The following is a 13,493-nucleotide window of genomic DNA, read 5'->3' as shown; positions in this document are numbered from 1 at the left end:
CGATCCTGCAAAACAGATTTTTACCTCAACGAACAACTAAAAGGACGCACCATGGAACATACCCTGCCAGCCCTGCCGTACGCAATGGACGCATTGCAACCCCACATCTCCAAAGAAACCCTGGAGTACCACTACGGCAAGCATCATCAGACTTACGTCACCAACTTGAACAATTTGATCAAGGGCACTGAGTTTGAAAACGCCACGCTGGAAGACATCATCCGCAAAGCATCCGGCGGCCTGTTCAACAACGCAGCCCAAGTCTGGAACCACTCTTTTTACTGGAATTGCCTGACACCGAACGCCAGCGGCGCACCAAGCGGCGCACTGGCTGACGCGATCAACGCCAAATGGGGTACGTTCGACCAGTTCAAGGCAGAATTCACCAAATCCGCACTCGGTAACTTCGGCTCCGGCTGGACCTGGCTGGTGAAAAAAGCCGACGGTTCGGTCGACCTCGTCAACACTTCCAATGCCGCAACGCCATTGACCGGCACCGACAAGCCACTGCTGACCTGCGACGTCTGGGAACACGCTTACTACATCGACTACCGCAACGCCCGTCCGAAATACGTTGAAAGCTTCTGGAATCTGGCCAACTGGGATTTCGTCGCAAAGAATTTCGCGTAAGGGTTTTTGCTGTTTGTTCGGAATGAAGTTCGGAACACAGGAATAAAGATCAGAACTTTTTGAATGTGTTCTGGAATAAAATTCGGAACACTGATGATCACCAAGCTGTAGATATCAGAACGCCAACCTTCACCGGTTGGCGTTTTTGTTTGCGGAATGCAAAGTCCTCGTGTCCGGTCTATTTGCTGTTTGCGGTCTATATTCCGACACATGCGGCGCAATACGCTTCGCTGTTGACACCCTACGCATACACCTTACGTCTGTTTGAACCACGCCCAAATCACCGCCTCCTATCGGGCGATGCCAAGAAACACTGCCAAACAACGCCCGACTTCAAGCATTGCCGCATCACTGGCCGAACCAAACGCCTCTCCGAGCTTCTCCCGCTTCACGGTCATCGCCTTGTCAACCATCACCTGCGACGGCTGTTGCAAGCCGTTTCCTGCGCCCGGTTGAATCGTCACGCGAAGCAACGGCGCATCAACCAACGTGCTCGACACCAGCAAAACTGTGACGGTCGCGTGCTGGTTGAATTGGTCGGACTGAATCACCAGCGCGGGTCTGGGTTTACCAAAATCGCCTTGCATGGCGATGGTCACGAAGTCGCCCCGATTCATGCTGTCCAGCCATCCACATCGGACAAAGCGTCATCCATGAATTCCATCATTTCCGTGTCTGCCCTGTCAGACTCAGCAACCAGTTTGGATTGGCGCCGGCACTCTGCCGCAAAGCCTGGCAGCCGCGTATCCGGCACCCAAATTTGAACCGGGCGAAGCCCAGCCATGCGCAGCGCATCACGCCGCTTTTGAACGCGTACAGAAACAGAAATAGCCATCGCGAAATCTCCTTTTCATTCGTTACATGCAACCAATGTAGTACACGATAGCGTTACATGCAACCGTTATCTGTTCGCTTTCCCGGCGGTGTGACTACTGCCAATGTGCCGTGCTGGCTAGGCGTAAGAATCCCTTCATAATCGCGTAAGATCGCCCGGAAACACGCACCACGGCTACCTGTCCCTAGCTTCCAAACCAGACCTGACCCCAACGTCCTTTGCGCCGCATGTTCCTGCACATACCTACAAGTGTATTTTTAAATACTGCAATTGATACTTGCGTGAACATGCCTGTTTTAACTGATACTCCACCTGCTGCATGACAATAAGGGACAGGCCACGGCTTTCTGACCTAACGGAATCTCGGTTTTTCGAGGTTTGCTCAGTATTCGCGTTATGACATAGGCCGCTGAGCCAAAACCCGCATCGGAACGATGCTTTTGACGATTTCAGCGCATTGGCAGACAAAGCAATATTAAGGAAGCATGACTGCTGGATGCGCTTCCAACTTTCTGGCAGCTTTCGCGAACGCCTTGTCAAACGTCTTCAATCCGTTTTCTTTCGCGCCATGGCCAAGTGCAAAGCATCGCCAAAATCCACCCTCAAAAAAAAAGCACTTGCTTTGCTGCAAGTGCTTTTTTCCGGAAACCGAGGAGATCAGCCACGATCCACCAGCAGCATCAGACTGGAGGTATCGAGTTTGCCGCCGCCGCGTTTTTGTATTTCCGCATAATACTGATCGACCAACTGGGTGACAGGCAACTGGCTGCCGTTGCGTTGCGCCTCTTCCAGGCAGATGCCCAAATCCTTGCGCATCAGATCGACCGCGAAGCCAAAGTCGAATTTCGATGCCAGCATGGTTTTTCCGCGGTTTTCCATCTGCCACGATTGCGCCGCGCCTTTGGAGAGTGCATCGATCACGCGCTCGCCGTCCAGCCCGACGCTTTTAGCGAATGCCACGCCTTCGGCCAGCGCCTGCACCAATCCGGCAATGCAAATCTGGTTCACCATCTTGGTCAGCTGCCCTGACCCCGCAATGCCCATGTACATCACCGCGCGCGCATAGGATGCGATGATAGTCTCGGCCCGCGCGAATACCTCGGCATCGCCGCCCACCATCACGGTGAGCTTGCCATTTTCGGCACCGGCCTGGCCGCCCGATACCGGCGCATCCAGAAAGTGTATGCCCAGCTTGCCGGCCTCCTGATATAGCTTGCGCGCCGCAGCGGCGGAACATGTGGTGTTGTCAATCAGGACGCTGCCCGGGCGCATGCGTGACAAAACACCGTCCGGGCCCAGCGTCACCTGGTACAGATCGTCGTCGTTGCCGACGCAGGTAAACACGAATTCTGCATCTTCAGCTGCCGCTGCCGGCGTATCCGCACTGCGCCCCGCATGCGTTTCCAGCCATAACTGCGCACGGGCCGGGGTGCGATTGAATACCGTCACCGCGTGACCGTGTGCTGCCAGATGCCCAGCCATCGGAAAGCCCATCACGCCTAATCCAATAAATGCCGCTTTTACCATTTTTAGCCCTTTGTTGTTGTTGGTCGATCTGTTGGTCAATCTGATATGCCGGTTGAAATTGTGGCATAGATATTGGGCGGCAACGCTGCCCGCTCTAACGGCATGGCGAAAATGCCACCACAATGAATGAAAGCGCCATGGCCGTCTCCCCCAACCCCTCTCCCGCAAGCGGGCGAGGGGAGCAAAGTGAGCCGCTACGCGACTTTCACGTTAAATTGGTACCATTGGTCATCGTCACCAGAAACCTCCAAGGAACCCTATGCTTCACCTGATTTATATCGCCGATCCCATGTGTTCATGGTGTTATGGATTCGGTCCGCAGCTCAATGCGCTGCTCGATGCGCTGCCTGAGGCACGACTCGACATCGTCACGGGCGGGCTACGCGCCTACAACACCGAGGTTATGGACGAGGCCAGGAAAGCCACCATTCTGACGCACTGGAAACATGTGGAAGAAGCCAGCGGACTGCCGTTTTCGGCCTCGGGCATGATGCGCCCGGGCTTCATCTATGACACCGAACCGGCTTGCCGGGCGGTGGTCGCAGCCCGCATCCTGGGCGAAGATTTGCCGTCGCGCAAGATTCTGGATGTGTTGCATGCGATCCAGCACGCTTTTTACGCTGAAGGCCGGGATGTCACCAATCTGCAGGTGCTGGCAGAAGTTGGCGCGACTGCGCTGGCGGATGCTGGCGGCCAGAACAGTTTGGCCGGGCCGCCAATGGCGACTATCGACAGCGCCGATTTCCTGAGTACGCTGAGCGCCGCCTCGACCATCTCGGAAACCAAACAGGATTTCGCGCAAACCCAGCGCTGGGGCATCCAGGGCTTTCCGGCCTTGGTGCTGGAGCATGACGAAACGCTGCATCTGATCAGTTCCGGCTATACCAAAACCGCCGTTCTGTTGGAACGCATCGTCGCCATCACACAGGCAGCGCATTAAAAACGGCCAAGCGGCCAAGCGGCCATCGAGGTTTTTCGCAACGACAAATCGGCTCTTTCCGGCAGGCTGCGCAGCCTGTCGGAACCAAATTATCCTGCGCCAGTTACGGGCGCGCATCGCAAAACAGCTTTTCATCGTGTGGATTTCCACAATTGAAGTGAGGTCCCGGTTTATGGACAATGCACAACAGACATCGCTTCTATGGATACCTGATGAAAAAACCAATTTACAAAATACTTTACGTTCAAGTGATATTCGCCATCGTGTGCGGCGTGTTGCTAGGCGTGTTCGAGCCTACGCTCGGGATCGATATGAAGCCTCTGGGCGACGGTTTCGTGAAACTGATCAAGATGATCATCGCGCCGGTGATTTTCTGCACCGTCGTAACCGGCATCGCCAGCATGCAGGACATGAAGAAAGTCGGCCGCGTCGGCGGCAAGGCGCTGCTGTATTTCGAGGTGGTTTCCACTTTTGCGCTGGCGCTCGGCTTGTTAGTGGCCAATATTTTGCGCCCCGGCGCGGGCTTCAATGTCGATCCTGCCACCCTCGATTCCAGCGCGATTGCCCAATATACTGCGAAAGCCCAAGCCCATAGCACGGTGGAATTCTTGTCCAACATCATCCCGAACACCTTCGTCGATGCCTTTGCCAAGGGTGACATCCTGCAGGTGCTGCTAATTGCCCTGCTGTTCGGTTTCTCGCTCTCGATGCTGGGCGAAAAAGGCCGGGGCGTCACGAATCTGATAGAAGAAATCTCGACTGCGGTGTTTGGCGTGGTCGCGATCATCATGAAAGCCGCGCCCATCGGCGCATTCGGCGCCATCGCCTTCACGATCGGGAAATACGGCATCGGGTCATTATTGCCGCTGGCCAAACTGATGGGCGCGTTCTACCTGACCTGCGGCTTGTTCGTCTTCATCGTGCTGGGCTCGATCGCCCGCATGACAGGCTTCTCGATCTGGCGCTTTCTCAAATACATCAAGGAAGAATTGCTGATCGTGCTGGGCACCAGTTCATCGGAAAGCGCGCTGCCGTTCTTGATGCAAAAACTGCAAAAGCTCGGCTGCGCCAAATCCGTGGTCGGCCTGGTGGTGCCGACCGGTTACTCGTTCAATCTCGACGGCACCAATATCTACATGACCATGGCGGCGCTGTTCGTGGCGCAAGCTACCAACACCGATCTGACGTTGACCCAGGAATTGACCATTCTCGGCGTTGCGATGCTGGCCTCCAAGGGCGCATCCGGCGTCACCGGCGCCGGCTTCATCACCCTGGCTGCGACGCTGGCTGTGGTGCCGACCATTCCGGTGGCCGGCATGGCGCTGATTCTCGGCGTCGACCGCTTCATGAGCGAATGCCGCGCACTGACCAACTTCATCGGCAATGGCGTCGCAACCATCGTGGTATCGAAATGGGAAAACGAACTGGATCTGGAAACGCTGCACCAGGAACTGCTCAGTCCCACTCCGGTATCAACGCCAGCCGAGGCACCGGATACGGCCAGCCCGACACCGGTTTTTCGGCAACAGGAATCGGCGTAAAACCACAAAACCAGCCTGCCGGCTGGTTTTTTTCATGCGCGTTAATACCACCCTGCGCCGCTTTATCCAGACTGGATGTTTTTAACCCCGTTTCTGATGCTTAAAAATACAGTAGCGTGTATTTTTTGAGAGGCAATCTAATCATGCGGAAAGCAATGGTTTTCTTAATATACTCCCGCTTATAAACCAGTCATGCAGATGCTTCAGAGCGCCCGTTGCGGCTGGCTTGATGCATATCATGCGATTTTTACCGCTCGCCCACTATAATCGTGCCCCTGCTTTTTCATTCAGAACGCCACCACCGCCATGTCCCACGCCCCTGAACTCCTGCTGCCAGCCGGCTCGCTTGCCAAGATGCATACCGCTTTCGACTATGGCGCCGATGCCGTCTATGCGGGCCAGCCGCGCTACAGTCTGCGCGCCCGCAATAACGAATTCTCGACGCTGGAAGCGTTGCAGGCCGGCATCAGCGGCGCCCATGCGCGCGGCAAACTGTTCTTTGTCGCCAGCAACATCTTTGCGCACAACGCCAAGCTGAAGACTTATCTCAATGACATGGCGCCGGTGATCGCCATGAAGCCGGATGCGCTGATCATGGCCGACCCCGGCCTGATCATGATGGTGCGCGAAAAATGGCCGGAGGTGCCGGTGCATCTGTCGGTGCAAGCGAATGCGGTGAACTGGGCCGACGTCAAGTTCTGGCACAAGATGGGCTTGACGCGGGTGATCCTGTCGCGCGAACTGTCGCTCGACGAGGTCGAAGAAATCCGCCAGCGCTGCCCCGAGATGGAACTCGAAGTGTTCGTCCATGGCGCGCTGTGCATCGCCTATTCCGGCCGTTGCCTGTTGTCCGGCTACTTCAACCATCGCGACCCGAATCAGGGTGCCTGCACCAATTCCTGCCGCTGGGATTACAAGGTCGAAAATGCCGCCGAGGACGCCACCGGCGATCTGGCCCGCATTCCGGTTGAAACCATCAAGCTGAACTATCAGCAAGCGATGGAAGAAGCGAATCAGGCGTTTTCCGAAATGGGCAACATGCAGCGCCACCCGCTGGCAAACCAGCCTTACCTGATCGAAGAAGCCGGCCGCCCAGGCGAGCTGATGCCGATTCTGGAAGACGAGCACGGCACTTACATCATGAACTCCAAGGATTTGCGCGCGGTCGAGCATATCGAGCGGCTGGTGAAAATCGGCGTCAATTCCCTGAAAATCGAAGGCCGCACCAAGTCGCTGTATTACGTGGCGCGCACCGCGCAAGTGTATCGGCGCGCAATCGACGACGCAGTCGCGGGCCGTCCGTTCGACATCAATTTGTTGAGCGAACTGCAAGGGCTGGCCAACCGCGGCTACACCGACGGTTTCTACCAGCGCCACCATACCGAGGATCACCAGAACTACATGGAAGGCGTGTCCAAAACGCATCGCAGCAAATACGTCGGCGACGTCTTGTCGGTGGCGGACGGCTGGGCGCTGGTGGAAGCCAAGAACCGCTTCGCGGTCGGCGACCGGATCGAGGTCATCCATCCATCCGGCAACCAGACCATGACGCTGGAACGCATGCTGGCCGTCGACGGCAGCGAAATCAGCGTAGCGCCGGGCAGCCCGCACCGGGTGCGCATTCCGCTCGATGCGCGCTTTGACAAGGCATTGATATCGCGCCTGCTGTAAAGCAGCGCTTCCGTTACACTCTCGTCTACATAGGACTTGCGGGAGTGGCGACATGAAATGGGACGGCAATCGCGAAAGCGACAATGTTGAGGATCGCCGTGATAGTGGCGGTGGCGGCGGCTTCGGCGGGCGTTCGATCGGGCTCGGCACCATCGTGATCGCGCTGGTCGCCTCGTATTTCTTTGGCGTAAACCCGATGACCGTGATCAGCCTGCTCTCCGGCGGTTCGGGGCAGATCGACACGTCGCAATCAGCGCCGGCGCGTCAGGGTCAGGCCGCAGCCAATGATCCGATGGTGAAATTCGTCGCCACTGTGCTGGCCGACACCGAAGATACCTGGGGACCAATTTTTCGCCAGAGCGGCTCCGACTATGTACAGCCGAAACTGGTGCTGTTTTCCGGCTCGACTCCAACCGCCTGCGGCACCGGCGACACCGCATCCGGCCCGTTTTATTGCCCGGGCGACCAGAAAGTGTATATCGACCTGGCATTTTTCCAGACCATGCGCGAGCGCTTCCAGGTTTCGAGCGATTTTGCGCAAGCTTACGTGATTGCACACGAAGTCGGCCACCATGTGCAACACATCTCCGGCATCATGGACAAGGTTGATAAAGCGCGCCGCAGCGGCTCGGAAAAACAAGCCAACGCAATCTCGGTCAAGGTGGAATTGCAGGCCGACTGCTTTGCCGGCGTATGGGCTTTCCATGCCAACCAGGCGCGCAGCATCCTGGAAGCGGGCGATGTGGAAAGCGCATTGAAGGCAGCGACCGCGATCGGCGACGACACGCTGCAGCGTCAGGCGCAAGGCCATGTAGTGCCGGATTCCTTCACCCACGGGACGTCGGCACAGCGGGTACGCTGGTTCAAACGCGGCATCGACAGCGGCCAGTTGAACAACTGCAACACTTTCGAGGCGCAACAACTCTGAACTTCGCTCAACCTCGGCAACCGCTAACAACCGCAAGCCGCAGAATATTATATATACAGTATGCTGTATTTTTAAAGTCGATTTATTTTAATGCGGCAAACATAGGAATTTTTAACATACCCAGCACTTTATTAAAATACTGGATAATTTTTCGAAAGAGCCGGGATACTTCTGTGTGTAGCTACAGTCTGATTGAGCAGAGATTGACTGCATTATCGCAAGCAGCCAGCCTCGGCACCAACCAAGCGCCTGCAACTGCATCGCAGTAAAATCGACGGGACGATATGGCAATAGACAACTTTTCACATGAGCGATACTGACAATTTGAATACAACTCCCCCACCCGGCAAACAGGATTCCATACAGAACCCGGGGCCATCGCCCTGGTCGCAAACCTGGAGCATCCTGTCGGCCAGACTCAAGGCGCTATCTCACAAGGCCGCCAAGCGCATCAACCAGCGCACCCTGATCATCGGCGTTTCGGCGCGGATTTTCCATCCTGAGCCCGGCGCAATAGGTCTGAGCAGCAGAACCCTGCAATATCTGGAAGAAACGATTGCGCAATGGGTGATGTCGCGCGACGTGATGGTATTGATGATACCGTCCGTCAACAATAACAGCCTGCTGCACAACAGCAGCATCCGGCTGCGCGACTACGCCAAGCAACTGGATGGGCTGGTGCTGCAAGGCGGCGCCGATGTCGCGCCGATGAGTTACGCCAAGGCTGCCACACGGCCGGAATGGAATGGCGACCGTGCGCGCGACATGTACGAACTGGAACTGTTGCACGAGTTCATCGAGGCTGGCAAACCGGTGCTCGGCATCTGCCGTGGCTGCCAATTGATCAATGTCGCCTTCGGCGGCACGCTGTATCAGGATATCGCTTCCGATGTGCCGCACGCGATTGCGCACGTGAGTGAAAAATACGACGGCAATACTCACTCCATCCGTCTGACCGAAGGCGGGTTGCTGGCCGGACTATTTGACTCCAAGCCGGTGGCGCTGGTCAATTCGATCCATCACCAGGCAGTCAATACGCTGGGGCGCGACATCATCGTTGAGGCAACCTCGACCGATGATCAGGTCATCGAGGCCATCCGTTACAGCAAGTCGAACTTCGTGGTGGGCCTGCAATGGCACCCGGAATTCCATCGCGCCGGCAGCGCCGAACTGCTCGATTGCACCGTCATACTAGACAGTTTCCTGCGCACTGCACGCGAAACCCGCTTCTGACACGCACACACAGCAAAATCCCCTCCCGGGCAATTCCAGCGGGCAGTTTAACCTCCTGACAGGTGATGCCGCACCTTAGGCAGAATACAAACATTGCCGGGGAAAACTCTATGTCTGTTGCTTATTGTGTGTTCTGCTGGCCGGTTTGATGCCGGTTCTTACTGTCTACTGTCGCACTCCATCAATAAGACATTCCGGCCTATCGCCGGGGGAGTGGCGACGAGCCAGCTTACGCACATCGCCTGCAGAAATTGACCGCACAAAAAGTGGCATCAACTGCATGCGTGGATTTATACTCGCTGCCTGAACACGCAACCAGGAATCCCATGCAAAAACTATCATTCACGCTGGATGGCGAATACGTCGAATTGAATCAACTGTTGAAACTCAGCGGCATTTGCGATAGCGGCGGCGCCGGCAAGGTTCTGGTGGCCCAAGGCAATGTATCGGTCGATGGCCAGATCGAGTTACGCAAAACCTGTAAAATCCGCGCTGGCCAGGTGGTAAGCCTGGGCGATGTGCGCATCCAGGTCAAAGCAGCCTGACCATCTTCCGAGAATCTATTCAAACCCGGCTTTAAAAACAAAATGGCCCTCCCGAGCACTTTACGTGCCAAGGAGGGCCAGATCGCAGCTAGATTATTACTCTAATTACGCTATTAAGCTGTGCGCGATGATTTCTTGCGCTCATTTTCTTTCAGGTAGCGCTTGCGCAAACGAATGCTTTTCGGTGTAATTTCCACCAGTTCATCGTCGGCGATAAACTCAACTGCGTATTCCAGCGACATCAGGATCGGCGGCACCAGGCGCACTGCCTCATCGGTGCCGGATGAACGCACATTGGTCAATTGTTTGCCTTTGATCGGATTAACCACCAGATCATTGTCGCGCGCGTGGATACCGATGATCATGCCCTCATACACCGGGTCATTGTGGCTGACGAACATGCGGCCACGATCCTGCAGCTTCCACAGCGCGTAAGCAACTGCCGCGCCGTCATCCTGAGAAACCAGCACGCCATTGCGACGGCCAGTCATTTCACCCCTGCTGGCATCTACCGGCGCGTATTCATCGAAGATGTGACTCATCAAACCAGTGCCGCGGGTAAGTGTCATGAATTCGCCCTGGAAGCCAATCAGGCCGCGCGCAGGAATGCGGTATTCCAGACGCACACGCCCTTTGGCATCCGATTCCATGTTCTGCAGGTCACCACGACGACGACCCAACTCTTCCATTACGCCGCCCTGATTCACTTCTTCCACATCGACCGACAACAATTCAAACGGTTCGTGGCGCACGCCGTCGACCATCTTGTAGACCACGCGCGGACGTGAAACAGCCAGTTCAAAGCCTTCACGACGCATGTTTTCGATCAAAATCGTCAGGTGCAATTCGCCACGGCCGGACACTTCGAAAATCGTGTCATCGTCGGTCGGCATAACCCGCAGTGCGACGTTCGCCTTTAATTCGCGATCAAGTCGTTCGCGCAATTGACGGCTAGTGACAAACTTGCCTTCGCGTCCGGCCAGCGGCGAGTTGTTAACCATGAAATTCATTGTCAGGGTCGGCTCATCAACCGTCAACATCGGCATGGCATCCGGGGTATCCGGGGCACAGATCGTGCTGCCGATACCAATTTCGTCGATACCGTTGATGAGCACAATATCGCCGGCGACCGCTTCGTTCACCAGGACGCGATCAAGACCCTTGAAGCCTAAGACCTGGTTGATGCGCGCCTTGACCGGAGTTGAATCCGGGCCATTCATGACGATCACGTCTTGCAAAGCCTTGACGCGGCCACGGGTAATGCGGCCGATACCGATCTTACCCACGTAGGAAGAATAGTCGAGCGAGGTAATTTGGAACTGCAGTGGACCGTCCTGGTCGTCTTCACGTGCCGGCACGTATTGCAAGATGGCTTCGAACAACGGCTTCATGTCGCCTTCGCGCACTGCAGAGTCAAGGCTGGCGTAACCGTTCAGCGCGGATGCAAACACAACCGGGAAATCGAGTTGCTCTTCGGTCGCGCCGAGTTTGTCGAACAGTTCGAAGGTAGCGTTGATCGCCCAATCCGGACGTGCGCCCGGACGGTCGATTTTATTGATGACGACGATAGGCTTGAGACCGAGGGCCAGCGCTTTGCGCGTGACGAAACGGGTTTGCGGCATCGGACCTTCTTGTGCATCGACTAGCAGCAGGACGGAGTCAACCATCGACAGCACGCGCTCGACCTCGCCGCCGAAGTCGGCATGGCCCGGGGTATCGACGATATTGATATGCGTACCTTCGTACTCAACAGCGCAATTTTTCGACAGAATCGTGATGCCGCGCTCTTTTTCGAGGTCATTGGAATCCATCACGCGAGCATCAACCTGCTGGTTGTCGCGGAACGTTCCAGACTGTCGGAGCAGTTTGTCGACGAGTGTTGTCTTGCCGTGATCAACGTGAGCGATGATGGCGATGTTGCGAATTGCGCGTTTAGTGTTTGACATAGTCGTGATGGTGTGATTCGGTTAGCCGAGGATTATAACATGCTGCAATGCACAGAATTAAATTGTCTTAATATTTCAAGAGCTTACTCATCGCCGAGAAGACCTCCCGGCCATTTCTGAGTGAAAAACCTAACAAGGGAGATGCGTGGAAATTAAGCGCTCAGGGGCAAGCACGCCAAATTCCACCATTAATCCGGTGCCAAGCAGCCGTCCGTCGCTCTGCCGGTAAACCCGTATTCGTCCTTGTTCAGCAGGTAAGGCAACTCCCTCTTTGCCAAGCGATAAACGCTGGCCGTGTAGATACCTTACCGATAATGGATCTGACAAAAATACTGCCGGAAAAGATGAGAGCAAGGCATCGACTGGTGCCAGGGATTGATTACGAAGCGATTCTGGCATCTCGGTTATCGCATCCAGCGTCAATGCACCTGTCAGCAACAAATCTCCAACCTGAGTACGGCGCAAAGCCTGCAAATGTGCACCGCAACCCAGCACAGCGCCGATATCCTCACCCAACACGCGGATGTAAGTGCCCTTGCTGCAAGTTACGCGCAATGTGAGGTAAGGAGCATTGTATTGAACACATTCCAATATGTGAATAAGCACCCGCCGCGCTGCACGATCGAGCGTAATGCCGGCACGTGCATACTCGTATAAAGGTTTGCCATCACGTTTAAGCGCAGAATACATGGGAGGAATTTGGTCAATTTCTCCAACGAATTGCTGCAAAGCCACATCGATCTGGCTTTGTGTCACTTCGACAGCGTGCGTTTCCAGCACGTCACCTTCGGTATCACCGGTCGTCGTCTTGATACCCAGATGCACGACTGCTTCGTAGGATTTGTCAGCATCGAGCAAATCCTGCGCAAATTTTGTCGCTTCGCCAAAGCACAGAGGCAATAATCCGGTCGCAAACGGATCAAGTGTGCCGGTATGTCCGGCTTTTTTCGCATTCAAGAGCCGCTTGACCTTGATTAACGCATCATTACTGGATAAGCCGACAGGTTTATCAAGCAATAACACACCATCAATCGCTTTGCGCAAAATCCTGACTTGGTTTTTAGCCATGCTTATATGTGGTATCTAATGCCTTTGCTGCAGCCTGATCAAAGTATTTTACGAAAAATAACTTTGCATTAACTGCGCTAGCGAAAGTATCAGTTTTCATCGTCATCCAGTGCCCGCGAAGCGTTAGCCTGCTGTATCAACTGGGACAAATCTGCACCGCGTGAAATCGAAGAATCATACAGAAAATGCAATGCAGGAAGTGTGTGTATTGACAATCTGCGGCCTAGTTGTCCGCGAATGAAACCTGATGCCTTGTTCAACCCTTCCAGAGTGTTCTGCAATGCCTCTGCACTATCGTTGAGCGTAGTGAAAAAAACCTTTGCGTGCGCATAATCGGGCGTGACTTGCACCTCGGTGATGGTGATCATGCCCACACGCGGGTCTTTCAACTCGAAAGCAATAATTTCTGATAAATCGCGCTGGATCTGATCCGCAACCCGCAGGCCGCGTCCAGGTATGGATTTGCTATGTTTAGCCATGTGTAATTAACTGCCTGTAATCATCAATATCGTAAAAATAAGCCGCCATACGTAAAATACCCCGGCCGCACGTTATGCGTGCTGCCGGGGCATCCATAAGCGAATAACGACGCTGATAAATAACGCTGGTAAACAAATATGGCAGCGAAG

The 13,493-nt window shown here is 55.1% G+C and carries 13 protein-coding genes; 7 read left to right on the top strand and 6 right to left on the bottom strand.

Going from position 1 to position 13,493, the window contains the following annotated elements; all coding sequences use genetic code 11:
- Positions 1-51: 51 nt before the first annotated feature.
- The gene (locus KGFNPO_RS03415; RefSeq protein WP_472633102.1) at positions 52-630 is read left to right on the top strand and encodes a superoxide dismutase; all 579 of its coding nucleotides are present in this window, start codon (positions 52-54) and stop codon (positions 628-630) included.
- 290 nt (positions 631-920) lie between these two features.
- Here KGFNPO_RS03415 and KGFNPO_RS03410 read toward each other — a convergent pair whose 3' ends face one another.
- The 3 genes from KGFNPO_RS03410 to KGFNPO_RS03400 form a co-directional block, all read right to left on the bottom strand.
- Positions 921-1,247: a type II toxin-antitoxin system PemK/MazF family toxin gene (locus KGFNPO_RS03410; protein ID WP_472633101.1), complete on the bottom strand. Its 327-nt coding sequence runs from the start codon at positions 1,245-1,247 to the stop codon at positions 921-923.
- Positions 1,244-1,465 (bottom strand): antitoxin MazE family protein, encoded by a 222-nt coding sequence (locus tag KGFNPO_RS03405; protein ID WP_472633100.1) that lies wholly within the window; start codon positions 1,463-1,465, stop codon positions 1,244-1,246. Before KGFNPO_RS03405 ends, KGFNPO_RS03410 begins: the two co-directional genes overlap by 4 nt.
- 657 nt (positions 1,466-2,122) lie before the next feature.
- Positions 2,123-2,992 carry an NAD(P)-dependent oxidoreductase gene (locus KGFNPO_RS03400; protein WP_472633099.1) on the bottom strand — a complete coding sequence of 290 codons (870 nt, stop codon included), beginning with the start codon at positions 2,990-2,992 and terminating at the stop codon, positions 2,123-2,125.
- A 259-nt stretch (positions 2,993-3,251) separates the two neighbouring features.
- Between KGFNPO_RS03400 and KGFNPO_RS03395 the strand changes: the two genes are divergently transcribed.
- The 6 genes from KGFNPO_RS03395 to KGFNPO_RS03370 all read left to right on the top strand — a co-directional run bounded on the left by KGFNPO_RS03395 (position 3,252) and on the right by KGFNPO_RS03370 (position 9,850).
- Positions 3,252-3,932, top strand: coding sequence for a DsbA family protein (locus tag KGFNPO_RS03395; RefSeq protein ID WP_472633098.1), 681 nt, complete (start codon positions 3,252-3,254; stop codon positions 3,930-3,932).
- A gap of 212 nt (positions 3,933-4,144) precedes the next feature.
- Positions 4,145-5,473, top strand: a complete 1,329-nt coding sequence (locus tag KGFNPO_RS03390) for a dicarboxylate/amino acid:cation symporter (protein ID WP_472633097.1) — start codon at positions 4,145-4,147, stop codon at positions 5,471-5,473.
- Positions 5,474-5,779: 306 nt separating this feature from the next.
- Entirely contained in the window at positions 5,780-7,144 is a 1,365-nt protein-coding gene (trhP, locus tag KGFNPO_RS03385) for a prephenate-dependent tRNA uridine(34) hydroxylase TrhP (protein WP_472633096.1), read from the top strand.
- Positions 7,145-7,196: 52 nt separating this feature from the next.
- On the top strand, positions 7,197-8,072 hold the full coding sequence (gene ypfJ / locus KGFNPO_RS03380; RefSeq protein ID WP_472633095.1) for a KPN_02809 family neutral zinc metallopeptidase: 876 nt from the start codon (positions 7,197-7,199) through the stop codon (positions 8,070-8,072).
- 306 nt (positions 8,073-8,378) lie between these two features.
- Positions 8,379-9,305, top strand: coding sequence for a gamma-glutamyl-gamma-aminobutyrate hydrolase family protein (locus KGFNPO_RS03375; RefSeq protein ID WP_472633094.1), 927 nt, complete (start codon positions 8,379-8,381; stop codon positions 9,303-9,305).
- Between the two features lie 326 nt (positions 9,306-9,631).
- The gene (locus KGFNPO_RS03370) at positions 9,632-9,850 is read left to right on the top strand and encodes an RNA-binding S4 domain-containing protein (RefSeq protein WP_472633093.1); all 219 of its coding nucleotides are present in this window, start codon (positions 9,632-9,634) and stop codon (positions 9,848-9,850) included.
- A 113-nt stretch (positions 9,851-9,963) separates the two neighbouring features.
- Here the strand turns inward: KGFNPO_RS03370 and typA are convergent, their stop codons facing one another.
- The 3 genes from typA to rbfA all read right to left on the bottom strand — a co-directional run bounded on the left by typA (position 9,964) and on the right by rbfA (position 13,343).
- A complete protein-coding gene (gene typA / locus KGFNPO_RS03365) occupies positions 9,964-11,796 on the bottom strand; it encodes a translational GTPase TypA (RefSeq protein ID WP_472633092.1) in 1,833 nt (610 codons plus the stop codon).
- Between the two features lie 129 nt (positions 11,797-11,925).
- Positions 11,926-12,864, bottom strand: a complete 939-nt coding sequence (truB, locus tag KGFNPO_RS03360) for a tRNA pseudouridine(55) synthase TruB (RefSeq protein WP_472633091.1) — start codon at positions 12,862-12,864, stop codon at positions 11,926-11,928.
- 89 nt (positions 12,865-12,953) lie between these two features.
- A complete protein-coding gene (rbfA, locus tag KGFNPO_RS03355) occupies positions 12,954-13,343 on the bottom strand; it encodes a 30S ribosome-binding factor RbfA (RefSeq protein ID WP_472633090.1) in 390 nt (129 codons plus the stop codon).
- Between the last annotated feature and the right edge of the window lie 150 nt (positions 13,344-13,493).

It is taken from the genome of Gelidimonas diazotrophica (genome assembly GCF_055694025.1).
This window is presented reverse-complemented; position numbering and strand designations above follow the sequence as displayed.